We start from the raw sequence: 26,212 nt of genomic DNA, 5'->3' as shown, positions 1-26,212 counted from the left end.
CCCCATGTCACTCCTGCGCCCGCTGTCCCGTTCTTCCCATCCCCTGCTGCTGCCGCTGCTGCTGGCCCTGGCCGCCTGTTCCGCCGGCAGGACCGAAGCGCCCCCCACGCCTGAAGTGGGCGTCATCACCGCCAGCGCGCAGCCGCTGGCGCTGCAGCAGACCCTGCCCGGCCGCGCAGTGCCGTTCGAAGTGTCCGAGGTGCGGCCGCAGATCGGTGGACTGATCCGCCAGCGGCTGTTCACCGAAGGCCAGCAGGTCAAGGCCGGTCAACTGCTGTACCAGGTCGACCCGGCGCCGTACCAGGCGGCCTTCGACACCGCCCGTGGCCAGCTGGCCCAGGCCGAGGCCACCGTGCTGTCGGCGCAACCGAAGGCCGAGCGCACCCGCGCGCTGGTGAGCATGGACGCGGCCAGCAAGCAGGATGCCGACGATGCGACCTCTGCGCTGAAGCAGGCGCAGGCCAATGTGATCGCTGCGCGCGCTGCGCTGCAGGCCGCCCGCATCAACCTTGACTACACGCGGGTTACCGCACCGATCGACGGCCGTATCGGCACCTCCAGCGTCACTGCCGGCGCGTTGGTCGCCGCGGGCCAGGACGCCGCGCTGACCACCATCCAGCGGCTGGACCCGGTGTACCTGGATGTCACCCAGTCCAGCACGCAGATGCTGGCGCTGCGCAAGCAGCTCGATGCCGGCCTGGTGAAGGCCATTGATGGCAAGGCACAGGTGAAGGTGGTGCTGGAGGATGGCAGCACCTATGCCCATGAAGGCACGCTGGAATTCGTCGGCAGCGCGGTCGATCCGGGTACCGGCAACGTGGTGCTGCGCGCGGTCATTCCGAACCCGGATGGCCTGCTGCTGCCGGGCATGTACCTGAAGGCGGTGCTGCCGATGGCCACCGATGCGCGCGCGCTGCTGGTGCCGCAGAAGGCGGTGGTGCGCAATGAGCGCGGCGAGCCGTTGCTGCGCCTGCTCGACGCCAAGGACCACGTCATCGAGCGCCGGGTCAGCACCGGCCAGGTGGTGGGCAACCAGTGGCAGATCACGCAGGGCCTGAAGGCCGGCGAGCGGGTGATCGTCAGCAACGGCAGCGCGGTAGCGCTGGGCCAGCAGGTGAAGGCGGTGGCGGCCACCACCGCGCAGCTGGCAGCAATGCCGGCGATCGACCCGAACGGCAACACCGACGAAAAGTCGCACTGAGGCCTGCCGCGCATGGTTCGTTTCTTCATCGACCGGCCGATCTTCGCCTGGGTGATCGCCATCGCGGTCAGCCTGCTCGGCCTGCTTGCGATCCTGATCCTGCCGGTGGACCGCTACCCGCAGATCGCCCCGCCCACCATCACCATCCGCGCCACCTACACCGGCGCCTCGTCGCAGACCGTGGAAAACGCGGTCACCCAGGTCATCGAACAGTCCCAGCAGAGCCTGGACCACCTGATGTACATGACCTCCACCAGTGCTTCCGACGGCTCGGCGCAGGTCAACCTGGTGTTCGCCACCGGCACCAATCCGGATACGGCGCAGGTACAGGTGCAGAACCAGCTGCAGGCCGCGATGGCCACGCTGCCGCAGGCAGTGCAGCAGAACGGCCTGACCATCACCAAGTCCAGTGGTTCGATCTTCGAGGTGCTGTCGTTCACCAGCGAAGACGGCAGCATGGACAACTTCGATGTCGCCAACTTCATGGAAGCGCGCATCGATGACCAGATCAGCCGCGTGAGCGGCGTCGGCAACATCCAGCCGATCGGCCAGGAATACGCCATGCGTATCTGGCTGGACCCGGAAAAGATGCGCCAGTACGCGCTGATGCCGTCGGACATCGAGACCGCACTGCAGGCACAGAACACCGACGTGTCGGCCGGTGAGCTGGGTGGCCAGCCGGCACTGAAGGGCCAGCAGCTGGACGCGACCGTGACCGCGCGCAGCCGCCTGCACACCCCCGAGCAGTTCGCACAGGTGGTGCTCAAGGCCGATGCCAACGGCAGCGTCGTGCACCTGGGCGACGTGGCGACGATCGGCCTGGGGCCGGAGAGCTACGACAGCATCAGTACCTTCAACGGCAAGCCGTCGGCCTCGCTGGGCATCGAGCTCAATGCCGGTGCCAATGCCATCGCCGTGTCCAAGGCCATCGATGCACGGCTTCAGCAGCTGCAGAAATACTGGCCGCATGGCTACACCGCCCACGTGGCCTTCACCACCACCCCGTTCGTGACCATCTCGCTGAAGGAAGTGGTGATCACCCTGGTCGAGGCGATCATCCTGGTGGTGCTGGTGATGTACCTGTTCCTGCAGAACTGGCGGGCCACGCTGATCCCGACCATCGCGGTGCCGGTGGTGCTGCTGGGTACGTTCGGCGTGCTGGCCGCGTTCGGCTATTCCATCAACACCCTGACCATGTTCGCGCTGGTGCTGGCCATCGGCCTACTGGTGGACGATGCCATCGTGGTGGTGGAGAACGTGGAGCGGGTGATGACCTTCGAAGGGCTGGCGCCGAAGCCAGCCACGCTGAAGGCCATGGGCCAGATCACCGGCGCGCTGGTCGGCATCGTGCTGGTGTTGACCGCGGTGTTCCTGCCGATGGCGTTCTTCAGCGGTGTCACCGGCGTGATCTATCGCCAGTTCTCGGTGACGATCGCCGCGGCGATGATCCTGTCGGTGCTGGTGGCGATGACCATCACGCCGGCCCTGTGCGGCAGCATCCTGCATCAGATCCCCAAGGGCGGGCACCCGCACGGCGACCACGGCGGCGAACCGAGCCTGCTGGGCAAGTTCTTCATCTGGTTCAACCATCGCTTCGAGCGCACGTCGAATGGGCTGCGTCGCCGTGTGGATGGATTTCTTGGCCGGCGCATGCTGGGCGTGCTGTTCTACCTGGTACTGAGCGTGGCCACCGGCCTGCTGCTGTGGCACCTGCCGGGTGCGTTCCTGCCCGATGAGGACCAGGGCATGCTCAACGCGCTGGTGAAGCTGCCGGCCGGCTCCACCCTGGAGCAGACCCGTGCGGTGATGGATCGCCTCAGTGCCGCCGCGGTGAAGGACGACAGCGTGCTGTCGATCCAGGCCACCGCCGGCTTCAGTGTCACCGGTAGCGGCCAGAACGTCGGCCAGGCTTTCATCCGCCTGAAGGACTGGGACGACCGCAGGGACGATGCCGATACCATCGCCGCGCGGCTGACCCGGGCCATGGCCAGCGTGCCCGACGCGCAGGTGTTCATCACCTCGCCGCCGGCCATCCTCGGCCTCGGCGATGCCGGCGGTTTCACCCTGGAACTGCAGGACGAGGGCGGTGCCGGCCATGCCGCCGCCGTGGCCGCACGCAACACGCTGCTGAAGGAGGCTGCCAGGGATCCGAAGCTGGTCAACGTGCGCTACGCCAGCCTGGAAGACGCGCCGGTGTACGCGGTGAAGGTGGACGATGCCAAGGCACAGGCCATGGGCGTGAATCCGCAGGACGTCAATGACACCTTGAATGCCGCGCTGGGCGGCGATTTCGTCAACAACTTCATCTACAAGGGTCGCATCAAGAAGGTGTTCATCCAGGGCACGGCGGAAGCACGCATGCAGCCGCAGGACATCGAGCGCTGGAGCGTGCGCAACCAGGCCGGGCAGATGGTGCCGCTGTCGTCGCTGATCAGCACGCACTGGACCAGCGCACCGGCTGCACTGCAGCGCTACAACGATGTGTCGGCGATGGAAATCACCGGCCAGCCAGCGCCGGGTGTCAGCTCCGGCGAGGCGATGGCCGAGATCGCGCGCCTGGCCGATACCTTGCCGGAGGGCTTCAGCCACGCCTGGTCGGACATGGCCTACCAGGAACAGCTGTCGGGCAACCAGGCGCCGATGCTGTATGCCATCTCGCTGCTGTTCGTGTTCCTGTGCCTGGCCGCGCTGTATGAAAGCTGGGCGGTACCGTTCGCGGTGATGCTGGCGGTACCGGTGGGCGTGTTCGGTGCGGTACTGATGATGAACCTGCGCGGCCTCAACAACGACGTGTACTTCCAGGTCGGCCTGCTGACCACGATTGGATTGGCGGCGAAGAACGGCATCCTGATCGTCGAGTTCGCGCGCATCCTCGAACAGCAGGGCAAGAGCACCCGCGAGGCGATCCTGCAGGCGGTCTACCTGCGGCTGCGGCCGATCGTGATGACCTCGCTGGCGTTCCTGATGGGTGTGCTGCCGCTGGTGTTCGCCACCGGTGCCGGCTCGGCCGCGCGCCGTTCGCTGGGTACCGGCGTGGCCGGCGGCACGGTCGCCTCGATGGTGCTGGGCATGTTCTTCGTGCCGTTGTTCTACCTGCTGGTGCGCCGCCTGTTCCCGGGCCGCGCGCCGGCCGAAGCCACTGCCCCGGAGGCAAGCCCATGAAGCCGATGCTGCTGCGCGCCCTGGCGGCCGCCACCATGACCACCGTGCTGGGCGGCTGCGTGAGCATGGCGCCGCGCTACCAGCGCCCCGAGGCGCCGGTGCCGGCGCAGTTCGGCAATGTTGCAACGGGCGAGACCGACCCGGCGTTGGCGATGCCGGCCTGGCGCGAGGTGTTCGTGGAGCCGCGCCTGCAGCAGGTGATCGCGCTGGCGCTGCAGAACAACCGCGACCTGCGCGTGGCGGTGCTGCAGGTGGAAAAGGAACGGGCGCAGTACCGTATCCAGCGTGCGGCATGGCTGCCGTCGGTGGACGCCAGTGGCAGCGTCACCCGCTCGCGCGTGAGCGATGCCAACAGTGAGACCGGGGCCACCCAGTTAACCGAAGCCGATACCGTGCAGGTCGGTATCAGCAGCTGGGAGCTGGACCTGTTCGGGCGCATCCGCAGCCTGAGCAACGAGGCGCTGCAGAACTGGCTGGCCAGTGCCGAGAACCAGCGTGCGGCGCGCACCAGCCTGGTGGCCGAAGTGGCGACGGCCTGGCTGGCGCTGGCCGCCGATGGGCAGTCGCTGGCATTCACGCAACAGACCCTGGACAGCCAGCAGCAGACCCTGCAGCGCACCGAGGCCCGCCGTGCACAGGGGCTGGCCTCGGGGCTGGACCTGTCGCAGGTCCAGACCAGCGTGGAAGCCGCGCGCGGCGCGCTCGCCAAGTTGCAGACCCAGCAGGCGCAGGATCGCGATGCATTGCAGCTGTTGGTGGGGTCGCCGCTGGATCCGGCCCTGCTGCCGACCGCGCAGGCGCTTGACGGTAGCGTGGCGCTGGCACCGTTGCCGGCCACACTGCCGTCGAGCGTGCTGCTGCAGCGCCCGGATGTGCTTTCAGCCGAACACGCGCTGCAGGCGGCCAATGCCGATATCGGAGCAGCGCGCGCTGCGTTCTTCCCGACGCTGACCCTGACCGCCAACTACGGCCACAGCTCTACCGCCTTGTCGACGCTGTTCTCGGCCGGCACCCGCGGCTGGTCGTTCGCACCCAGCATCACCGCACCGATCTTCCACGCGGGTGCATTGAAGGCGTCGCTGGATGCCTCGAAGATCGGCAAGGACATCGGCATCGCGCAGTACGAGAAGGCGATCCAGCAGGCCTTCAGTGAAGTGGCCGATGCGCTGGCCACGCGTGATCACCTGGCCACGCAGATGGACGCGCAGCGTGCGCTGGTAGCCGCCAGCCAGCGCAGCTACACGCTGGCCGACGCGCGCTACCGCACCGGGCTGGACGGCTACCTGCAGGCGCTGGATGCGCAGCGCAGCCTGTATGCCGCGCAGCAGGACCTGATCGCCCTGCAGCAGCAGGAGGCGGGCAACCGGGTGACGTTGTTCAAGGTGCTGGGCGGGGGCGCCGACGCACGGTAATGCGTGCAGTGCTCATCCACGCATGGCGTGGATCTACCGGGGCGGGAGGCCTTGGTGGGTGCCGACCTTGGTCGGCACAAATGCATGCAGCATCGCGATCGGATGATTCGTGCCGACCAAGGTCGGCACCCACCAGGGCAGAGTCATGTGCCGACCTTGGTCGGCACCCACCAGATGCGGACGGTGCTGCCTACGCCACGCGGCCGCGGCGGGCGCGCTCCAGGTGAACCAGCAGCAGCGAGATCGCCGCCGGGGTCATGCCGGGGATGCGCTGCGCCTGGCCGATGGTCTGCGGGCGCACGCGCTCCAGCTTCTGCAGCGCTTCGGCCGACAGCCCGCGCACCGTGGCGTAGTCGAAGGCTTCGGCAATCGGCGTGGCTTCATGCCGCTGCTGGCGCTCGATCTCCTCACGCTGGCGGTCCAGGTAGCCGGCGTACTTCACGCCGATCTCCACCTGCTCGGCCACCTTGCCGTCGGCCACGGCCGGGCCCAGCGACGGCACCTGCATCAGCTGCGCGTAGTCCAGCTCCGGGCGTTTGATCAGGTCCAGCACGTTGGTTTCGCGGCTGACAGCCACGCCAAGCGTGTCCTGCACTTCGCGGCCCAGCGCATTGGCCGGGGTCGCCCACAGTGCGCCCAGTCGTGCACGCTCGGCGGCAACCGCAGCCTGCTTGGTTTCGAACGCGCTCCAGCGGCGGTCATCGACCAGGCCCATTTCGCGGCCGGCCGGGGTCAGGCGCTGGTCGGCGTTGTCCTCGCGCAGCTGCAGGCGGTACTCGGCGCGGCTGGTGAACATGCGGTACGGCTCGTTGGTGCCGTGGGTGATCAGGTCATCCACCAGTACACCCAGGTAGGCCTCGTCGCGACGCGGGCACCAGCCGTCCAGCCCGCGCACCTGGCGTGCGGCGTTGAGGCCGGCCAGCAGGCCCTGCGCGGCGGCTTCTTCATAGCCGGTGGTGCCGTTGATCTGGCCGGCGAAGAACAGGCCGTTGACCAGCTTGGTTTCCAGCGAGGCCTTCAGGCCGCGCGGATCGAAGAAGTCGTACTCGATCGCGTAGCCGGGGCGGGTGATATGCGCGTTCTGGAAGCCACGGATGCTGCGCACCATCTCCAGCTGCACGTCGAACGGCAGCGAGGTGGAGATGCCGTTGGGGTAGATCTCGACGATGCCCAGGCCTTCGGGTTCGACGAAGATCTGGTGGCTGGCCTTCTCGGCAAAGCGCACCACCTTGTCCTCGATGGAGGGGCAGTAGCGCGGGCCGATGCCTTCGATCTGGCCGCTGTACAGCGGCGAGCGGTGCAGCGCGTCGCGGATGATCTGGTGGGTCTGTTCGGTGGTGTGGGTGATCCAGCAGCTGACCTGCTGCGGATGCTCGTCCACCGAGCCGAGGAAGGACATCACCGGCCGCGGCGTGTCGCCGGGCTGCTCGTCCATCAGACTGTAGTCCAGCGAGCGGCCGTCGATGCGCGGCGGCGTGCCGGTCTTCAGGCGGTCCACCTGGAACGGGCGCTCGCGCAGGCGCGCGGCCAGCGTGGTGGCCGGCGGGTCGCCCATGCGGCCGGCGGCGTACTGGGTCGGGCCGACATGGATCTTGCCGGCCAGGAAGGTGCCGGCGGTCAGCACCACGGCCTCGGCGTCGAAGCGCAGGCCGGTCTGGGTGATGACCCCGCGCACGGCGTCGCCTTCGATGACCAGGTCATCGACGGCGGCCTGGAACACGGTCAGGTTGGCCTGGCCTTCGACGATGGCGCGGATCGCCATGCGGTACAGGTTACGGTCGGCCTGGCAGCGGGTGGCGCGCACGGCCGGGCCCTTGGAGGCGTTGAGCGTGCGCCACTGGATGCCGGCGCGGTCGGCGGCATGCGCCATCGCGCCGCCGAGGGCGTCAATCTCCTTGACCAGGTGGCCCTTGCCGATGCCGCCGATGGCCGGGTTGCAGCTCATCGCACCCACCGTTTCGATGTTGTGGGTCAGCAGCAGGGTGCGCACGCCGGTGCGGGCCGCGGCCAGCGCGGCTTCGGTGCCGGCGTGGCCACCGCCGATGACGATGACGTCGTAACGATGGAAGGACGGGTTCATGGGGGGCTGTTCAGCTGGGGGCGGGCGCGGCCGGGGCGGCGCCGGGGTGGCGATTTTAGCGCCATTCGGGGCCGCGGCGCCGGCGCCGGCCGGCCGGCATCGAAATCAGCCCTAAAGTTGGCAGGATTTTTGCAGATAACCCAATAGCACCCACCGTGGCTGGCGCCGCAGGCGCCGGTGACCGGAATTGGAACAGGGGCCGGTACAGGCGCACGGTGGGGAAGCAGGGGGCCGGCAGTCGGGGGACTGTCCGGCCCTGTTTTTTTGCGGCTGCCGGCAGGGCGCCATCCACGCATGGCGTGGACCTACTGGCGCTGGGGCTCTGCCGGTTGGCGACCCAACAAAACAGACGGCTCCGCATTGCGGGGCCGTCTGCCTTCAGAGGTGCCGACATCCGACAGGGCCGGAACAGGGGGGATCCAGATGTTCCTGTCGGATATCGACGTAGAGCTTTTTGCGGCGGCCTGTGTCGTTTTTGTCACATTGTGACGCGGGTCGTCACTGCCCGCGTAGAGTGCGGCTTGGACCGTGTGAAATGCAAGATGGTTCAGCGCTCAAGTGTGCGCTGCGTCGCACGATCCATGTTCCGCCAAGGGGAGCCGTTCATCCTCGGCGCGCTCGGCGCCGGGGCTGGCCGGGCCTGCGGCGCGGGCGCCGGCGGCTGCACGCTGGACTGCGGCGGGCGACGCATCGAGTCCATGTTCCGCCACGGCGAGCCACCGTTGTACGACGGACGCGATGGCGGCGGCGGGCGGTTCTCGCCACCGTTGCCCGGCGGGCGCGGCGGCGGCCGATGGTTGTGCGGCGGCCGGTAGATCGGGCGCGAGTAGTACGGATTGCCATAGCCGCCGTAATAGCCGCCGTAGCCGCCGTAGTACGGGTAACCATAGTTGTAGGGATAGCCGGCCGGGTAGCGGTACTCCACCGACGGCGCACCGTGGTAGTAGCCGCCGCCCCGGCCACCGCCGACATAGTCGTAGGTGGCGCAGCCGGTCAGGGCCAGCATCAGGCCACCGGCAAGCATCAAGCGCATTTTCATGGTGGGTCCCCCCAGAGGACGGGTGTGTAGTCAGCTTCGTGCGCGGGCATTGAATCGGCCCTTAATTCCGCCGGCCAGGATGAATGGAGGTGAAGGGCTGCATGCTGGCATGACGTGTGCCCCGGTCGCCAGCGCGGGGGCATACGTTAATCTTGCGTCATGAGCGATTCACTGTTGCCCCGCGCCGACGACGTCCTGCTTGCTGCCGCGAGGATCGCGCCGCATGCCAGCGTGACCCCGGTGCTGCGCTCGCGCACGCTTGATGCGCTGGCCGGCGCACCGCTGGCGTTCAAGGCCGAGCACCTGCAGCGTGGCGGCGCATTCAAGTTCCGCGGCGCCTGCAACGCGGTGTGGTCGCTCGATGCCGATCGCGCCAGTGCCGGCGTGGTCACCCATTCCTCCGGCAATCATGGCGCCGCGCTGGCCCTGGCCGCGCGCACCCGCGGCATTCCCTGCCACGTGGTGGTGCCCGAAGGTGCAGTGGCGGCCAAGCTGGCCAACATCGCCCGGCACGGTGCCACGCTCTGGCGCTGCCCGCCGACCATCGCCGACCGTGAGGCCACCTGCGCCAAGGTGCAGGCCGATACCGGCGCGACCCTGGTTCATCCGTATGCGGATCCGGCGGTGATGGCCGGACAGGGCACTGCGGCGCTGGAACTGCTGCACAGCGACGGCCCGTTCGATGTACTGGTGGTGCCGGTGGGGGGCGGTGGCCTGGCCAGCGGTACCGCGCTGGCGCTGCAGCATGCCAGCCCGCAGACCCGGCTGGTGCTGGCCGAACCGGCCGGCGCCGATGACACCGCACGCTCGCTGGCCGCTGGCGCGCGCCAGGGCGCTTTCACCCCGGATACGATCTGCGATGGCCTGCGTACCCTGATCGGCGCCCCCAACTTCGAGCTGCTGCGCGCGGCGGGTGCGGAAGTGATCGTGGTCGATGACGCGGCCACGCTGGCGGCGATGCGCCTGCTGTGGGACGTGCTCAAGCAGGTGGTCGAGCCTTCCTCGGCGACCGTGCTGGCCGCAGTGCTGGGGCAGCCGCAGCGGTTTGCCGGGCTGCGCGTGGGCCTGGTGTTGTCCGGCGGCAATGTCGACCTGCCAGCGCTGCGCTGGGGGACGCCTTGAGCCGTGACCGGCAGCGGCACCGCACCGGCCTGCTGGGCTGGTTGTGGCGGCTGTTCGTGGTGCTGGTGATCTGGCTGTTGAGTGTGACGGCCTGGATCGTCTGGGTGGGTGAGCGTGACCAGGCGGCCAAGGCCGATGCCATCATCGTGCTCGGTGCAGCGGCCTATGACGCCAAGCCGTCGCCGGTGTTCGAAGAACGCATCCGCCATGGCCTGGATCTCTATGAGGCCCAGTACGCGCCACTGCTGATCTTCACTGGTGGCTATGGCGGCACCGGCGCGCGCTTTTCCGAATCGCAGGTGGCGCGGCGTTATGCGCTCAAGCACGGCGTGCCGGACGACGCGATCCTGATCGAGACCGCCTCGCGCAACACCGTGCAGAACCTGGTCGAAGCCAAGCGGTTGATGGATCAGCGCAACCTGCACCGCGTGATCATCGTCAGCGACCCGCTGCACATGGCGCGCGCGCTGCGCCTGAGCAAGGCGCTGGGTATCGATGCACTGGCCTCGTCCACGCCCAGCACGCGCTTCCGCAGTTTCCATACCAGCTGGCGTTTCCTGGTGCAGGAGATCTATTTCTTCCACCGCGACCTGGTGCGCCCGCCGCTGAGTTCACCGGCCAATACCTGAGGCGGAAGCCCGCTTCTGGTGGGTGCCAACCTTGGTCGGCACACGGCCGGCGGCACCGCGATCTGATGGGTTGTGCCAACCAAGGTTGGCACCTGCCAGAGCGGTGCGCGTGCATGAATCGGTAGGTGCCGACCTTGGCCGGCACACGGCCGGCGGCACCGCGGTCTGATGGGTTGTGCCAACCAAGGTTGGCACCTACCGGAGCAGTGCGCGTGCATGAATCGGTAGGTGCCGACCTTGGTCGGCACCCGGCCGGCGGCACCGCGATCTGATGGGTTGTGCCAACCAAGGTTGGCACCTGCCAGAGCGGTGCGCGTGCATGAATCGGTAGGTGCCGACCTTGGTCGGCACACGGCCGGCGGCACCGCGAGCTGACGGGTTGTGCCAACCAAGGTTGGCACCTACCAGAGCGGTGCGCGTGCATGAATCGGTAGGTGCCAACCTTGGTCGGCACACGGCTGGCGGCACCGCGATCTGATGGGTTATGCCAACCAAGGTTGGCACCTACCAAAAAGCAGATTCGCGGTCGTTCGATCAGGTCTGCTTGCGCCGGATCGGAATCGCCGACACCGGTACCGAAGCCACGTCATGCCCGCCTTCGCGGATCGGGGCACCCGGGTCCGGCGCCCAGGCGTGGGCATAGATCACTTCCCAGCTGCTCGGCAGCTTGCCGTCGACGCGGCGCATCGGCTCGTATGCGGCGGCGGCCGCAGCGAAACGGCCACGCCCGGTCAGCGTGTGGCGGCGGTCCGTCCGCGCGTTGGTGGCGCCCATCGCGCGCAGTTCGCGCATCAGCGAGGGCAGATCGTCGTAGGTCAGGGTGAACAGGTCGCGGTCCAGTACCGGGTCGCGGAAGCCGGCCATCATCAGCGCATCGCCGAACTGGGCAATCTGTGCGAAGCGGCTGACGTGCGGGCAATCATCGGCGGCGGCAAAGGCTTCATTGAGTTCGACCAGCGTCTCCGGGCCGAAGGTCGAGCACAGCAGCAGGCCGCCGGGCTTGAGCACGCGGCGGAACCCGGCGAACACCGCAGGCAAATCGTCCACCCACTGCAGGCACAGGTTGCTGAAGATCACGTCCACGCTGTTATCGGCCAGCGGCAGCGCGGCCGCATCGCCGCACAGGCGCTGGAACGGCTTCCACCAGCCGGCCTGGCGCTTGGCCTGGTTCAGCATCGGCAATGCCACGTCCAGCGCGATCACCTGTGCCTTCGGCCAGCGCTTCTTCATCAGTGCACTGGCGTGGCCGGTACCGGCGCCGATGTCCAGCACCACCTCGGGCTTGCGTGCCTCCAGGTAGTCCAGCGACTCGATCAGCCGCGACTGCACCTCGCGCTGCAGGGCGGCGGCGGCGTCATAGCTGTTGGCGGCGCGGGCGAACGCGCGGCGGACGTGGCGGGCATCGAAGTGGGACGGCATTGCGAAAGTCTCTTAGAACGTACCGGGATAGGCGCCGCCGTCGATCAGCAGGTTCTGCCCGGTGAGGTAACCGGCCTGTGCGCTGCACAGGAAGGCGCAGGCGGCGCCGAATTCGTCCGGCGTGCCGAAGCGGCCGGCGGGAATCTGCTGGCGGCGGCGCTCGGCCACTTCGCCGGCGTCGCCATCCTTGCCCGCACTGTGGGCGAAGTTGGCGCGCAGGCGGTCGGTGTCGAACTGGCCGGGCAGCAGGTTGTTGATGGTGACGTTGTGGGCCACGGTGCGGCGCGACAGGCCGGCGACGAAGCCGGTCAGGCCACTGCGCGCGCCGTTGGACAGCGCCAGGATGTCGATCGGGGCCTTCACCGCCGAGGAGGTGATGTTGACGATGCGGCCGAAGCCACGATCGATCATCGCGTCCACGGTGGCGCGGATCAGTGCGATCGGCGCCAGCATGTTGGCGTCCAGCGCAGCGATCCAGTCGTCGCGCTCGAAGCTGCGGAAATCGCCCGGCGGCGGGCCACCGGCGTTGGTGACCAGGATGTCCACCTGCGGGCACGCGGCCAGTGCCGCAGCGCGACCGGCCTCGGTGGTGACGTCGGCGGCGACCGCGCGGACATCCGCAGCGCCGGGCAGGGCACGCAGCTCTTCAGCGGCGGCCTGCAGGGCGGCTTCGCCCCGGGCCACGATCACCACGTTGACGCCCTCGCTCGCCAGCGCACGCGCGCAGCCCAGGCCCAACCCCTTGCTTGCGCCGCAGACCAGTGCCCAGCAGCCGTTGATACCCAGATCCATGCGTCAGTCCTGCGCGGTTCGGAAGGCGCTCATTGTCCGCCATCGGCCGGTGACAGGCCGGCAACGAAGTGTTGCAGGGCAGCGGCGACCTCGTCGGCATGGCCGAGGAACGGCGCATGGCCGCCGTGGGCGATGGTCAACGCCTGGCTCTGCGGGGCCAGCGCCGCGGCGGCCTGCATCGCGGCCGGCGACACCAGGCGGTCGCGCTGGCCGGCGATCCACAGGCTGGGTTTGCCCAGCGTCGGCAGTGCGCCGCGCAGGTCGGTGTTTTCCAGCAGGCGCAGGCCTTCCAGCAGCGCACGTTCGGTGGGCGCACCGCGCTCGACCAGGCGCTGGCGCAGCGTGCGCAGCTCCTCGCGGGCGTGTGCCGAGCCCATCACGTCCAATGCCAGGAAGCGTTCCAGGGTGCCGCCGAAGTCGGTGGCCAGCTCACGCCCGAACTGCTCGAACACTGTCGGTTCCACTGCATGCGGCCAATCCTCGCCACGCACGAAACGCGGCGTGGCCGCGATCATCGCCAGCCCGCGCACCTTCGGCAGCGTTGCTGCCGCATGCAGTGCGAACAGCCCGCCCAGCGACCAGCCGCACCACACCGCCGGCGGCGTGGCCGCGGCAATGGCGTTGACCACGAACGGCAGGCGCAGCGGCGTAGTGTCGTCGCGGCTATGGCCGTGGCCGGGCAGATCGACCCGATGCAGGGTAAACCGGTCCGCCAGGCGCTGCACCAGCGGTGCGAACACACCGCCCTGCAGGGCCCAGCCATGGATCAGAACCAGGTCCGGCCCACGGCCGGTCACTTCAATATGCATGGGCAACGACGCGGAACTCAGGCAAAGGCGGGCAGCGGTGGCGGGGCGCTCTCTCGTGCGGACAGGGCGACGTGGTCACGCGCGCTGGCGATGGCGTCGACCAGGCCGCGCACCTGGTCCGGCGAGTGCAGCGCGGACAGGGTGACGCGCAGCCGCGCCTTGCCCTCCGGTACCGTCGGCGGTCGGATCGCGCCGACCAGCCAGCCGGCCTGTTCCAGCGCCCGCGACATCGCCACGGCCGAGTGGTCGTCGCCACACAGCAACGGTTGGATCGGGGTCTCCGAGGCCATCAGGTCCAGTCCGTGGCGACGCGCTTCGCTGCGGAACAGCGCGATCAGATCAGCCAGTTTGGAGCGGCGCCAGTGGTCGCGGCGCGCCAGGCGCACCGCTTCCAGTGCCGCCGCCGCCATCGCCGGTGGTACGGCGGTGGTGTAGATGTACGGGCGTGCGGTTTCGGCCAGATGCTCGATCAGGTCGTCGCGGCCCAGCACCAGGGCGCCGGAACCACCCAGTGCCTTGCCCAGCGTGACCAGCTGCAGCGGCACATCGTCCACGCCCAGTCCGGCCGCCGCGACCGCGCCACGGCCATCACCTACCACGCCTACGCCGTGCGCGTCATCGACGTAGAACAGCGCCTGCTGCAGTCGTGCCACCAGCGACAGTGCACGCAATGGGGCGATGTCGCCATCCATGCTGAAGACACCATCGGTGGCCAGCATCGCCGCGCCATCGGGCGCATGCTTGAGCTGACGCATCGCACCTTCCGCATCCAGATGCGGATAGCGGCGCAGGCGTGCGCCGGCAAGCCGGGTCGCATCCAGCAGGCTGGCATGGTTGAGCCTGTCCTGCACGCAGACATCGTTCTCTTCGCTCAACAGCGCCTGCTGCACCGCCAGGTTGGCGGCGAAGCCACTGCCGAACAGCAGCGCACGCGGGTAGCCCAGCCACTCGGCCACCTCGCGTTCCAGTGCGTCGTGCATCGCGTGGTGGCCGCAGACCAGGTGCGAAGCACCGGCACCCGCGCCCTCGCGTGCGGCCGCGTCCTGCAACGCATTGACCACGCTGAACTGCTGGGCCAGGCCCAGGTAATCGTTGCTGCAGAAGCCGGTCAGCCACTGGCCATCCACCTCCAGGCGCACGCCATCACGACGGCTGACCGTGCGTCGCGGGCGGCGACGCCCCTGGGCATCGCGCAGGGCGCGCTGGGCATGAAGGCGAGCGGTCAGGTCGGGGCGGGCCATGGCGGCTGAATGCGGCGACGGGGCGGCTAGGGTAGCGCGTTGCCGCGACGCCTGCCTGCATCCCGTCTCAGGCCGCGTGAGCGCAGCCGCAGCCGGGCGCATCGGCGCTGATGTCGGCGTGTACGGTGCCGCCGTGGTCGTGGCCCTCGGCATCCACCTGCACCGCCATCGGCTGCAGCCCCAGCCGCGCGAACAGGGCCAGGTCGCGCTCGCTTTCCGGGTTGCCGGTGGTCAGCAGCTTGTCGCCGTAGAAGATCGAATTGGCACCGGCAATGAAGCACAGCGCCTGCAGTTCGTCGCTCATGGCCTCACGCCCGGCCGACAGCCGCACCATCGAGCGCGGCATGGCGATGCGCGCCACGGCGATCATGCGCACGAACTCGAACGGGTCCAGCTCGGCACTGCCGTGCAGTGGCGTACCCGCCACCTGCACCAGCTTGTTGATCGGCACCGAATCGGGATGGGCCGGCAGCGTGGCCAGCGCCAGCAGCAGGCCGACCCGCTGCGCGCGCGTCTCGCCCATGCCGACGATGCCGCCGCAGCAGGTTTTCAGGCCGGCGTCGCGCACATGTTCCAGCGTGTCCAGGCGATCCTGGTACTGGCGCGTGTGGATGATCGAATCGTAGTAGTCCGGCGCGGTGTCGAGGTTGTGGTTGTAGTAGTCCAGGCCGGCATCCTTCAGCGCACGCGCCTGCTCGCCACTGAGCATGCCCAGCGTGGCGCAGGTCTCCAGGCCCAATGCCTTCACCCCGGCGATCATCGCCGCCACCTTCGGGATGTCGCGGTCCTTCGGCGAACGCCATGCGGCGCCCATGCAGAAACGCGACGCACCGGCGGCCTTGGCCTGGCGCGCCTTGGCCAGCACCGCGTCGGTGTCCATCAGCTTCTGCGCGTTCACACCGGTGGTGTAGCGCTGCGCCTGCGGGCAGTACGCGCAGTCCTCCGGGCAACCGCCGGTCTTCACCGACAGCAGCGTGGAGACCTGTACCTGCGACGGGTCGAAATGCTCACGGTGGACCGCTGCGGCGCGGAACAGCAGCTCGGGGAACGGCAGATCGAACAGCGCCTGCAGTTCGACGTGTTGCCAGTCGTGGCGGATGGCAGCAGCCATGGCGGGACCTTGGGTACGAATGGAGCGAGGGCGGCAGTGTGGGTGGGCGTGCTCAGGCTGTCAACTATCATGTAGGTCAGATGGTTTACAGTTTGATCATGCAATCGAAGTCGATCGATGCGCCGTATTTCACCGCATCCTGCAAGACTTCCGGCCACAGTGGCCGCTGCCCAACGCAAGCGCTGGCGCGCAGACTCGTTCCCATGATTGATCTTTACCGCCTCCGTGGCCGTATCACTGCGCTGGTCCTGAGCGAGGCCTGGCGCCGCCGCGCCGCGCTGTGGGGCGGTGCCGTGGCCGTAGCGCTGGTGGCGATCCTGTTCGCCAAGGCCAGTGATGCGGCCTTCCACCTGTTCCAGCGCATCACCTCGCACTCGCCGTGGTGGGCCCTGCTGCTCACGCCGGGCATCTTCGCGTTGCTGGCCTGGCTGACCAGTGGCGTGCTGAAACCCACGCGCGGCAGCGGCATTCCGCAGGTCATTGCCGCCCTGGACAAGCCGGACGCATCGTTCCGGGAGGCCAATCTTTCGCCCGCGGTCTCGGCGGGCAAGCTGCTGCTGACCTCGTTGTCGCTGCTCGGCGGCGCGTCCGTTGGCCGTGAAGGCCCGACGGTGCATGTGGGTGCCAGCCTGATGTACCTGTTCGGCCGCTGGTTCGGCTTCAAGGACCCACGCGAGCTCTCGCACTTCCTGCTGGCCGGTGGTGCTGCCGGCATCGCGGCGGCGTTCAACACGCCGCTGGCCGGTATCGTTTTCGCCATCGAGGAGCTCAGCGGCCGTTTCGAGCATCGGTTCTCCGGCACCTTGCTGACCGCCGTGATCGTCGGCGGCGTGGTGTCGCTGGGACTGCTGGGCAACTACACCTACTTCGGCCATGTAAGTGCGCGTTTGCCGCTGGGCCAGGGCTGGCTGGCGATCCTGCTGTGTGGCGTGGTGGCAGGGTTGCTGGGCGGAGTGTTCGCGCGTGCGGTGCTGGCCAGTGCGGCCGGTCGTCCACGTTGGCTGGGCCAGCTGCGGCAACGGCATCCGGTGCTGCTGGCCGCCGGATGCGGCCTGGTGGTGGTGCTGCTGGCGCTGGTGTTCGGTGAAGGTGCGTTCGGTACCGGTTATGAGCAGGCGCGCAGCCTGGTGCAGGGCCAGGCGCTGGTGGGCCACGAATTCGGGCTGATGAAGCTGCTGGCCAATCTGGCGTCCTATGTCGCTGGCATCCCCGGTGGCCTGTTCTCGCCGGCGCTGGCGGTCGGTGCCGGCCTGGGCCACAACCTGGCGGTACTGATGCCGGGCGTGGACCCGCGCGCGTTCGTGCTGCTGGGCATGTGCGCCTACCTGACCGGTGTCACCCAGGCACCGCTGACCTCGGCGGTGATTTCGCTGGAGCTGACCGACAGCGGTGATCTGCTGTTGCCGATCCTGGCCACGGTGCTGATTGCCCGCGGTGTGTCCGGGCTGGTATGCCGGGTGCCGATCTATCGTGGGCTGGCAGAGCTGTTGATGCCCGCGGTTGCTGCACCGCCCGATCCTGCGAACCGCGAACAGACGCGCTAGCGGGGAGCTGCGCGTGGGGACGTGCTGCGCTCCGGTGCGTGATTCCGCGTACTGATGCGCAGTGGCGGACAGCGCCGACGCGGTGGCAGGCGGTTCACCGATGGCGGCTCCGGCGCTGGTAGAGAAAGCATGGGGCATGCCCATCCACCTCCTGCGTGCGGCAGGTGCCGCCTCCCATGCGTTGCTGCGCGTGCTGCTGCCGCTGCGCTGCCTGGTCTGCAACGATCCCGGCCACGATGGCCTGGACCTCTGCGCCGCCTGTTTCGCGGAATTGCCGTGGTCCGGCCGCGCGTGCCTGCGCTGCGCATTGCCGTTGCCCGACACCGCGCTGATCGTCTGCGGCAGCTGCCGCGAAGAAGCACCGCCACAGGCGGCTACCCATGCCAGCCTGCTGTACCTGCCACCGGTCGACCAGCTGCTGGTGCGCTACAAGTTCCATCAGGACCTGGCGGCCGGTCGCCTGCTTGCGCAGCTGATGCAACGCACACCACCGCCCTGGTCGTGCCCGCCGTTGGTACCAGTGCCGCTGCACAACCGTCGCCTGCGCCAGCGCGGCTACAACCAGGCCGCCGAGCTGTGCCGGTTGCTGCCAATGCCGGTCTGGAACGGTGTATACCGGCGCCGCCACACCGCACCGCAATCCGAACGTAGCGCGGAACAGCGCAGGGAGAATCTGTTCGACGCGTTCGATGTACGTGGGCCGGTGCCTTCGCGGCTGACCGTGGTTGACGACGTGATGACCACCGGCAGCACGCTGATGGAGATCGCCGAAACGCTGCGCTGCGTGGGTGCGGAAGAAGTGCGTGCGTGGGTATGCGCGCGGGTGCCGTGATCGCCCCCTTCATCGCCAGGGTCTAGGATGCGTCAGGTTCCGGATCGAAGGAGTGGCCATGAATTCCCCCTTGTCTCCCTTGTTGTCGGCGGTGGGCCGTAGCTGGTGGATCCTGCTGTTGTATGGGCTGGTCGCGCTGGGCTTCGGCATTGTCGCCATCGGCTGGCCGCTGTCGGCGGCGATGGCACTGGCGTGGACGCTGGGTGTAGTCGCCATCGCTGAGGGCGTCATCAGCCTGTTCGCACTGATCAGCGGTGGCAGTGGTGCTTCCCGCGGCTGGCTGGCGCTGTATGCCATCGCTTCGCTGGGCTTCGGCATCCTGGCGGTGATCAACCCGCTGGCCACCGCCAGCGTGCTGGTGCTGTTCCTGGCGGCGTGGCTGCTGGTGGCCGGCATCTATCGCATCGTGTTCGCGATCCGCGTGCGCAGGCAGATCCAGGGCGAGTGGCTGCTGATCCTCAGTGGCGTGCTGGCGGTGGTGCTGGGCCTGTTGTTCGTGGCCAACCCCTACGCAGGCGTGGCGGTGACCACGCTGTGGATCGGCATCGGCAGCCTGCTGTACGGGCTGCTGCAGGTGCTGGTGGCGTTCAAGCTGCGGAAGCTGAAGTGAGAGCTCTGCTTGCGCTGGTGTTGGGGGCGGCGATGGCCCTGGCCGGGTGCATGCCCAGTGCCTCGCCCGGCATGGGGGCGGGAGCGGACCGCCCGCCACTGCCCGGCGTGGATGTGCGCCTGAGCGCGGTCGATGCGGCCGGCAAGGGCGTGCCGGTACAGTGGCAGGACGAGAAGCTGACGCTGCGCGAGCCTCCAATTGCCCGCAGTGCGGACATCGCTGACGTGCGCGCCGTGCAGGATGAGTACGGCCAGACGGCGCTGCAGATCCGCTATCGGCCCGAGGCGCACCAGCGCATCCACGATGGCACAGCGGCGATGGTCGGCCAGCGCATGGCGATCAGCGTGGATGGCCGGGTGCTGATGGTGGCGACGGTGCAGGGACCGTTTGCGGAATCGATGAACCTGAGTGGGTTGACCGGTAGTGATGCCGAGGCACTGGAGAAGCACATCACCGGGTCTGTGCCGGTGAAGCGGTAGGAGTGGGCAGTGCGTGCATGCGCCGTGCGCGTGGGAGAGCGTGCTGTCTTGGAGAGGAGAGCGTCATTGATGCAACCCTCCTCCAGCGATGAGACTCAGCGCATCGACGGCGGCGTCTGGTCTGCGGCCCAGATCCAGAAGGTGTCCCCCCAGTCGCTGTTGATGGCGGGGAATACATCGCCTTGCTTGAAGAAGCGCCGGCCACCTTGCGCGGGCGTGTACCACCAGCCGGCCACAGGCACCCGCTTTCCGGCGGCGACTCGGTCCGGTCGGAGATCCGGCTGATCGGTGCCGGTGTAGCTGCCGTCGATTTCCTCGAATTCATCGGCGATGGGTTCGACAAAATACCAGTCGCAATCCTGATCATCGAAGCCCACACCTGCAATTACTGACGGTGCCAGCTTGGCCAGATCGGCCTGGATGTAGGGCCAGCCATAGGGATCCAGGTGTCGGTTTGCATCGAGGAAGCGATACAGGCCTTCTGCATCGCCCCACAGTCGCTCTCGACCGAACTGCCGCAGAACGGTTCTTCCAACTTCATTGAGGGTGACGGCTGGGCACAGCTCTCCGTATCCACCGGTCCATGCAAACTGGAGTGTGGCCATGGGATCGTCTTTGGCGACGTAGATGCCAGTGCGCGGAGGAACCTGATTGGTTCGCACTACAAAATCTGTACGGACACGGAATTTTGGAATTCGATGTGAGTCGATCACGCCCTTGTTCCAGAGGAGCCAGAATGAGAAGTCATTCGCGACCGGAGGGCGTTCGACTGTCTCGGAGAGCTCGCGTGCGTATCTGAAGACGTTTTCGGTTGTGTCGCGGAACAATTTTTCCTGTTCCGGTGTCGCCCAAGCCATCTGGTAGGCGTACTCCTCCAGCATGCGAGCACATTGGTGTTCACCTGCTCCTCGATACTGCTCGATTGAGCGCAGTGCTATGTCCTTGATGATGCCTTCACGAAACTCTATGAGCGCCGGAAAGGCGTAGGTCGCGAAGTGCGAGGCCGTATTTTGGGAGCTCCAACCTGCCAAGGCTCTGCCCGCCGTATCCAGATGCGATCGCTCATTGAGCATCTGGTCGGTCATGGCTAACAAGCTGTCGATCTGCGGCAACAATCCCTTCAGGTACTCCATCGAGGTGAAATGATGGATGAGGGCGGCTTGGCGCTTGTGCCAGGGCGTCAATTCCATGGGGCGGGCATGTTTCTGATGGTACAGCTCCGGAAAGGGCAGGCCATGAAATGCTCTTCAACCCAATGCCGGCGGCGTCTGGTCTGGCGGCCAGATCCAGAAGGCGTCACCCCAGTCGCTGTTGATGGCGGGGAACACATCGCCTTGCTTGAAGAAGCGCCTGCCACCCTGCGCGGGCGTGTACCACCAGCCGGCTACAGGCACCCGCTCTCCGGCTGCGACTCGGTCCGGTCGGAGATCCGGCTGATCGGTGCCGGTGTAGCTGCCGTCGATTTCCTCGAATTCATCGGCAATGGGTTCGACAAAATACCAGTCGCAATCCTTCAGATCGAAGGCCGAACCGGCGATCACTGACGGAGCCACCTTCACCAGATCCGCCTGAATGTCTGACCATCCATAGGGATCCAGATGCCGGTTTGCATCGAGGAAGCGATACAGGCCTTCTGCATCGCCCCACAGTCGCTCTCGACCGAACTGCCGCAGTACGGCTCGTCCAACATCATTGGGGGCCATGGCTGGGAAAAGGTGTCCGTACCCACCAGTCCATGCAAACTGAAGTGAAGCCATGGGGTCATCTTTGGCAACGTAGATACCAGTGCGCGGAGGAACCTGATTGGTTCGCACGACAAAATCTGTGCGGACACGGAATTTTGGGATTCGATGTGAGTCGATCACGCCCTTGTTCCAGAGCAGCCAGAATGAGAAGTCATTCTTGACGGGGGGGCGTGCGACTATGCCGGAGAGCTCCCGTGCATATCTGAAGACGCTTTCGGTGGTGTCACGGAACAGCTTTTCCTGCTCCGGCGTCGCCCAGGCCATCTGGTAGGCGTACTCCTCCAGCATGCGAGCACATTGGTGCTCGCCTGCGACACTGTATTGCTCGATTGAGCGCAGTGCTATGTCCTTGACGATGCCTTCACGAAACTCCATGAGCGCCGGAAAAGCGTACGTCGCGAAGTGTGATGCCGTATTCTGGGAGCTCCAACCTGCCAAGGCTCTGCCCGCCGTATCCAGATGCGATCGCTCATTGAGCATCTGGTCGGTCAGCGCCAGCAGGCTGTCGATCTGCGGCAACAATCCCTTCAGATAATCCATCGAGGTGAAATGATGGATGAGGGCGGCTTGGCGCTTGTGCCAGGGCGTCAATTCCATGGGGCGGGCACGCTTCTGATGGTGCAACTTCGGAAAGGGCAGGCCATGAAGTGCTCGTCAACCCATCGTAGGTGGCGTCTGGTCTGGCGCCCAGATCCAGAAGGTGTCACCCCAGTCGCTGTTGATGGCGGGGAACACATCGCCTTGCTTGAAGAAGCGCCTGCTGCCTTGTGCAGGCGAGTACCACCAGCCGGCCACAGGCGCGCGCTTTCCTGCTGCGACTCGGTCTGGCCGGAGATCCGGCTGATCGGTGCCAGTGTAGCTGCCGTCGATGTCCTCGAATGCGTCGGGGATCGGTTCAACAAAATGCCACTCGCAATCTTCTAGATCGAATGCCGAAACGGCGATCGTTGACGCTGCCAGTTCCGCCAGCGCGGCTTGGACGTCAGACCAACCATAGGGGTCAAGATGCCGGTTCCCGTCGAGGAAGCGATACAGCGCTGCTGCATCTCCCCATAGTCCATCGCGCCCAACCTGCTTCAGGACCGCTCTTCCAATATCATTGAGCGCCATGGCCGGGCATAGTTCTCCGTATCCCCCTGTCCAGGCAAACTGAAGTGAAGCCATGGGGTTGTCTTTTGCGGCGTAGATGCCAGTGCGCGGAGGAGTTTGATTGGTTTGCACGACAATGTCGGTTCGGACGCGGAATCTGGGCACTCGGTGGGTATTGATGATGCTATCGTTCCAGAGATGCCAGTGGACAAAATCATCCATGGTCGACGGGCGAGCAACGATCCGCGATAGTTGGCGAGCATAGTCAAACGCTCTTTCTGCTGTCTCCCGGAAGAGCTTCTCTTGTTCCGGTGTCGCCCAAGTCATCTGGTAGGCGTACTCCTCCAGCATGCGAGCGCATTGGTGTTCACCTGCTCCTCGATACTGCTCGATTGAGCGCAGTGCTATGTCCTTGATGATGCCTTCACGAAACTCCATGAGTGCCGGAAAGGCGTAGGTCGCGAAGTGCGAGGCCGTATTTTGGGAGCTCCAACCTGCCAAGGCTCTGCCTGCCGTATCCAGATGCGAGCGCTCATTGAGCATCTGGTCGGTCATGGCTAGCAGGCTGTCGATCTGCGGCAGCAGGCCCTTCAGGTACTCCATCGAGGTGAAATGATGGATGAGGGCGGCTTGGCGCTTGTGCCAGGGATTGAGTTCCATAGGGATCATGCACGTGCTTCTGATCAATCAGCTCCGGGAGAATCTGGGCGGTGCGTTTCCATCAACCCATCGTCGGTGGCATCTGGTCTGGCGCCCAGATCCAGAAGGTGTCACCCCAGTCGCTGTTGATGGCGGGGAACACATCGCCTTGCTTGAAGAAGCGCCTGCTGCCTTGTGCAGGCGAGTACCACCAGCCGGCCACAGGCGCCCGCTCTCCGGCGGCGACTCGGTCCGGTCGGAGATCCGGCTGATCGGTGCCGGTGTAGCTGCCGTCGATTTCCTCGAATTCATTGGCAATGGGTTCGACAAAATACCAGTCGCAATCCTTCAGATCGAAGGCCGAACCGGCGATCACTGACGGAGCCACCTTTACCAGATCGGCCTGAATGTCTGACCATCCATAGGGATCCAGATGCCGGTTTGCATCGAGGAAGCGATAGAAGGCTTCGGTATCCCCCCACATGCGTTCTCGACCGATCTGCTTCAGAATGGCTCGTCCCACATCGTTGAGGGCCATGGCCGGGCAAAGTTGTCCATATCCACCGGTCCATGCAAACTGAAGTGAAGCCATAGGATCGTCCTTGGCGACGTAGATGCCAGTGCGCGGGGGAGTTTGGTGAGTGTGCGCGCAGATATCTGTTCGAACACGAAATGCGGGAATATGTTGCGTGTCTGCGGCGCTCTCGTTCCAGAGTAGCCAATATATGAAATCGTCCATGGTCGAAGGGCGAGAAACAATGCTCGAGATTTGTCGGGCATACCTGAACACTCTTTCTGTGGTCTCGCGGAACAGTTTTTCCTGCTCCGGCGTCGCCCAGGCCATCTGGTAGGCGTACTCCTCCAGCATACGAGCACATTGGTGTTCACCTGCTCCTCGATACCGCTCGATTGAGCGTAGAGCTATGTCTTCAACCACACATTCCCGGAACTCCATCAGTGCAGGATAGGCATACGTCGAAAAATGCGATGCCGTATCTTGTGATTCCCAACCCGCCAAGGCTCTGCCAGCTGTATCCAGATGCGAGCGCTCATCAAGCATCTGGTCGGTCATGGCTAGCAGGCTGTCGATCTGCGGCAGCAGGCCCTTCAGGTACTCCATCGAGGTGAAATGATGGATGAGGGCGGCTTGGCGCTTGTGCCACGGATTCAGTTTCAGATATTGAATTTTCATGGTCAGCGGTTCATTTTCTGGCCGGAGATGTTCGGTAGACCCAGCTTTACATCATTCATTTGAGTACCAAAGTCGCTTGTCCCCCAGCCGGTGTCCATCGGGCCGAGAATGCGGGGGTTGTTGATCTTGGTCCGCAGGCTGACGTATTTCACCTGCTCATGCGGAGGAAGCAGCTTCCATTTGTCATAGGTCATGCTGCTCCTGGTCATGGCACCGGTTGCTTCATTGACGGCGTAGTACTCAGAACTATCGGCCAACGTCCTCTTTCCCGGCTTGCCGGCAGCGTCGTATTCAAATGCGGCGTCGAACTTGATCTGTTCGTAGCCGCCTTCAAGGTGGTGATCCGGCAGAACGTCTTTCTTCTGGGCAGATGCCGGGCCGCGCCACACCTTCAGTTCTTCTCCTGCCTTGAGCTCATAGACGACGAACTGTCCATTGGGGTTCCAGTCTGGCCAGACGGCCAGATGCCTTCGCCAGGTGGCCCTCGGGTCGGCTGACTTCATGATCGTATTGAAGACTTCTTCGGTAACCCAGTCCGCACCTGCGCTGAAGTTCGTCGGTGAGACCACGCGATACAGCTTTGCAGGACCCTTGATCGTATCGGCGCGCATGCCTTTGGCGAAACTTTCGATCTGGCCATCAGTAAGTCTTGGGAAGCCCTTATCCGCCATTTCGTCTACACGTACACGCAACCTCGCTGGAACCAACGGCAGGTTCTTCGTTGGCTCTCCCTTCCCAAGCCACGAAGGCGGCGGATCAACCCGCCGCATCAACGTCACGGCATGTGCTTCGGGCAGCGTTCCGGTGAAATGGAAATTGCCGGCGTTGACGATGCCGCGCCGCTGCACCATGTCTTCGAATTCAAGGCGCTTGATGATCGTGTCAAGGATGCGCTGTACGGGCGCCAGTACTTTTCCGATGTAGTTGTCTGCGATCTTCCGGATGCCAACGACCAGATCGATGGTCTCCTGGGCACGGCGCCCCACCATCGGGATGTCGGCCACCTTGCCCAGCAGGCTACGCATCAGCAGCACGGCGCGATCGAAGGCTTTCAACAGCTGTGCCTTGGTCACCCGTGCACGCACGATGCGGGTCTGCTTCGCCAGCTCATGGAACACGCGGTCCCAGCGCAGTGCTTTCCAGTATTGGGCGACCTCACGTCGGCGCAGGAGCGTGATGACCCAGCTCATGGCCTCATCCACAGCGCGCACAAGATGGTTCAAGCCGAAGCGGCGGATGAAGAGGAAGAAAATCTTCAATACACCCTTCAACAGCGAGCCCAGCGTGGGGATCAGGCCGATCAGGGTCAGGACCAGCGCGATCCAGGCCCAGGAATTGCTCTTGTCGTCGTTGATCTGCTTGCAGTTGGCAATGATGTCTCGGACGTCGCAGACCTGGTCCACGCCGGGGATCATTGAAATGGCGGTGTCGAATACGACCTGCCCGGTGCTGCGCTCCTGGTTGAAGTCCCCCTGGATCGACTCCCACAGCCATGCGAAGACGTTCTTGCCGCCGTCGACAGCACTCCTGTACTGCTCGCTGATGAAGGCGAGCGCTTCGCGAAGCTGCTGCAGGGTGACGGGGGCTGCCTGATTGGGGAGATCGGTGCGCGAATCACCCACGGCCCGCACCCTGTTGAGGGTTGGCGATCAGCTCGAGGTCGGGCCAGTTGTCTTCCGTATCAGCGCTGCGGGGTTCATAGACGACCTTCTCTACCTCCTGCTTCGGGATGGGCTCATGGTGGGCCTTGCCGGCAACATCCAGCTTTCCCTTGATGACCGAGCCGTTCCTGAAGTGGATTTCGTAAGGAGTACCTGCCATGGCCTGTTGTGTTTCCACATCGCGGTAGTCCAGCGCGATCCAGTCGGGAATGCGCTGAAGCCCTCCAGGAAGCGGAGGGATGAACGGGACAGCGTGCTCCCCGCCCATGAACGGATGCTCGCCCGCCTTGACCTTGAACTCGCCCGGGCAGCTGAAGGTGATGTTGCCGCCCTCCAGCGTGATCGCACTGCTGCCGGCCTGCAGCACCACCTTGGTCTGCGCCAGCACGTCGATGCGCTCGTCG

General features: G+C 65.9%; 22 protein-coding genes. 9 read left to right on the top strand and 13 right to left on the bottom strand.

Annotated features, from left to right (window positions below; genetic code table 11):
* Nucleotides 1–4 precede the first annotated feature (4 nt).
* Genes smeA through smeC form a run of 3 tightly spaced genes read left to right on the top strand, consistent with a single transcriptional unit; the run spans nt 5 to nt 5,775 of the window.
* The gene (gene smeA / locus AC5P7U_RS19650; RefSeq protein WP_197565014.1) at nt 5–1,201 is read left to right on the top strand and encodes a multidrug efflux RND transporter periplasmic adaptor subunit SmeA; all 1,197 of its coding nucleotides are present in this window, start codon (nt 5–7) and stop codon (nt 1,199–1,201) included.
* A gap of 12 nt (nt 1,202–1,213) precedes the next feature.
* Nucleotides 1,214–4,363 carry a multidrug efflux RND transporter permease subunit SmeB gene (smeB, locus tag AC5P7U_RS19645; protein WP_495221377.1) on the top strand — a complete coding sequence of 1,050 codons (3,150 nt, stop codon included), beginning with the start codon at nt 1,214–1,216 and terminating at the stop codon, nt 4,361–4,363.
* A complete protein-coding gene (smeC, locus tag AC5P7U_RS19640; protein WP_495221376.1) occupies nt 4,360–5,775 on the top strand; it encodes a multidrug efflux transporter outer membrane subunit SmeC in 1,416 nt (471 codons plus the stop codon). The genes smeB and smeC overlap by 4 nt, the downstream gene beginning before the upstream one ends.
* A gap of 190 nt (nt 5,776–5,965) precedes the next feature.
* Here smeC and mnmG read toward each other — a convergent pair whose 3' ends face one another.
* Entirely contained in the window at nt 5,966–7,855 is a 1,890-nt protein-coding gene (gene mnmG / locus AC5P7U_RS19635; protein ID WP_197564629.1) for a tRNA uridine-5-carboxymethylaminomethyl(34) synthesis enzyme MnmG, read from the bottom strand.
* A gap of 547 nt (nt 7,856–8,402) precedes the next feature.
* On the bottom strand, nt 8,403–8,894 hold the full coding sequence (locus AC5P7U_RS19630; protein WP_495221375.1) for a hypothetical protein: 492 nt from the start codon (nt 8,892–8,894) through the stop codon (nt 8,403–8,405).
* A gap of 159 nt (nt 8,895–9,053) precedes the next feature.
* Between AC5P7U_RS19630 and AC5P7U_RS19625 the strand changes: the two genes are divergently transcribed.
* Nucleotides 9,054–10,016 carry a pyridoxal-phosphate dependent enzyme gene (locus AC5P7U_RS19625; RefSeq protein WP_006475277.1) on the top strand — a complete coding sequence of 321 codons (963 nt, stop codon included), beginning with the start codon at nt 9,054–9,056 and terminating at the stop codon, nt 10,014–10,016.
* Nucleotides 10,013–10,645 (top strand): YdcF family protein, encoded by a 633-nt coding sequence (locus tag AC5P7U_RS19620; RefSeq protein ID WP_312560973.1) that lies wholly within the window; start codon nt 10,013–10,015, stop codon nt 10,643–10,645. The genes AC5P7U_RS19625 and AC5P7U_RS19620 overlap by 4 nt, the downstream gene beginning before the upstream one ends.
* A gap of 534 nt (nt 10,646–11,179) precedes the next feature.
* On the opposite strand, the gene bioC is transcribed toward AC5P7U_RS19620, so the two are convergent.
* From bioC to bioB, 5 genes are all read right to left on the bottom strand, one after another.
* Nucleotides 11,180–12,064, bottom strand: a complete 885-nt coding sequence (gene bioC / locus AC5P7U_RS19615; protein ID WP_495221374.1) for a malonyl-ACP O-methyltransferase BioC — start codon at nt 12,062–12,064, stop codon at nt 11,180–11,182.
* 12 nt (nt 12,065–12,076) lie between these two features.
* A complete protein-coding gene (locus AC5P7U_RS19610) occupies nt 12,077–12,856 on the bottom strand; it encodes an SDR family oxidoreductase (protein ID WP_495221373.1) in 780 nt (259 codons plus the stop codon).
* Nucleotides 12,857–12,885: 29 nt separating this feature from the next.
* Nucleotides 12,886–13,665, bottom strand: a complete 780-nt coding sequence (bioH, locus tag AC5P7U_RS19605) for a pimeloyl-ACP methyl ester esterase BioH (protein ID WP_495221372.1) — start codon at nt 13,663–13,665, stop codon at nt 12,886–12,888.
* A gap of 17 nt (nt 13,666–13,682) precedes the next feature.
* Entirely contained in the window at nt 13,683–14,906 is a 1,224-nt protein-coding gene (gene bioF / locus AC5P7U_RS19600; protein WP_197564634.1) for an 8-amino-7-oxononanoate synthase, read from the bottom strand.
* Between the two features lie 67 nt (nt 14,907–14,973).
* Complete coding sequence (gene bioB, locus AC5P7U_RS19595; protein ID WP_495221371.1) at nt 14,974–16,017, bottom strand: biotin synthase BioB; 1,044 nt, start codon at nt 16,015–16,017, stop codon at nt 14,974–14,976.
* A 203-nt stretch (nt 16,018–16,220) separates the two neighbouring features.
* Here bioB and AC5P7U_RS19590 point away from each other — a divergent pair, with 203 nt between their 5' ends.
* The 4 genes from AC5P7U_RS19590 to AC5P7U_RS19575 all read left to right on the top strand — a co-directional run bounded on the left by AC5P7U_RS19590 (nt 16,221) and on the right by AC5P7U_RS19575 (nt 19,482).
* Entirely contained in the window at nt 16,221–17,561 is a 1,341-nt protein-coding gene (locus AC5P7U_RS19590; protein ID WP_197606483.1) for a chloride channel protein, read from the top strand.
* A 136-nt stretch (nt 17,562–17,697) separates the two neighbouring features.
* A complete protein-coding gene (locus AC5P7U_RS19585; RefSeq protein WP_312560984.1) occupies nt 17,698–18,393 on the top strand; it encodes a ComF family protein in 696 nt (231 codons plus the stop codon).
* A gap of 58 nt (nt 18,394–18,451) precedes the next feature.
* A complete protein-coding gene (locus AC5P7U_RS19580) occupies nt 18,452–19,003 on the top strand; it encodes an HdeD family acid-resistance protein (protein WP_006475263.1) in 552 nt (183 codons plus the stop codon).
* Nucleotides 19,004–19,053: 50 nt separating this feature from the next.
* A complete protein-coding gene (locus AC5P7U_RS19575; RefSeq protein WP_308309071.1) occupies nt 19,054–19,482 on the top strand; it encodes a SecDF P1 head subdomain-containing protein in 429 nt (142 codons plus the stop codon).
* Nucleotides 19,483–19,577: 95 nt separating this feature from the next.
* Here AC5P7U_RS19575 and AC5P7U_RS19570 read toward each other — a convergent pair whose 3' ends face one another.
* The 6 genes from AC5P7U_RS19570 to AC5P7U_RS19545 form a co-directional block, all read right to left on the bottom strand.
* A complete protein-coding gene (locus tag AC5P7U_RS19570) occupies nt 19,578–20,672 on the bottom strand; it encodes a hypothetical protein (protein WP_308309068.1) in 1,095 nt (364 codons plus the stop codon).
* A 57-nt stretch (nt 20,673–20,729) separates the two neighbouring features.
* Nucleotides 20,730–21,824: a hypothetical protein gene (locus tag AC5P7U_RS19565; protein ID WP_308309069.1), complete on the bottom strand. Its 1,095-nt coding sequence runs from the start codon at nt 21,822–21,824 to the stop codon at nt 20,730–20,732.
* Nucleotides 21,825–21,881: 57 nt separating this feature from the next.
* Nucleotides 21,882–22,985, bottom strand: coding sequence for a hypothetical protein (locus AC5P7U_RS19560; RefSeq protein ID WP_308309070.1), 1,104 nt, complete (start codon nt 22,983–22,985; stop codon nt 21,882–21,884).
* 52 nt (nt 22,986–23,037) lie between these two features.
* On the bottom strand, nt 23,038–24,147 hold the full coding sequence (locus AC5P7U_RS19555; protein ID WP_197564639.1) for a hypothetical protein: 1,110 nt from the start codon (nt 24,145–24,147) through the stop codon (nt 23,038–23,040).
* 2 nt (nt 24,148–24,149) lie between these two features.
* Entirely contained in the window at nt 24,150–25,769 is a 1,620-nt protein-coding gene (locus AC5P7U_RS19550) for a hypothetical protein (protein ID WP_197564640.1), read from the bottom strand.
* The coding region (locus AC5P7U_RS19545; protein ID WP_495221368.1) for a DUF2345 domain-containing protein at nt 25,762–26,212 on the bottom strand (451 nt) is incomplete at its 5' end. The genes AC5P7U_RS19550 and AC5P7U_RS19545, both read right to left, overlap by 8 nt.

The sequence above is a fragment of the Stenotrophomonas sp. YJH_SMC_57 genome (genome assembly GCF_059369755.1).
The sequence above is the reverse complement of the archived record's forward strand: the minus strand, read 5'-3'. Positions and strand labels throughout refer to the sequence as shown.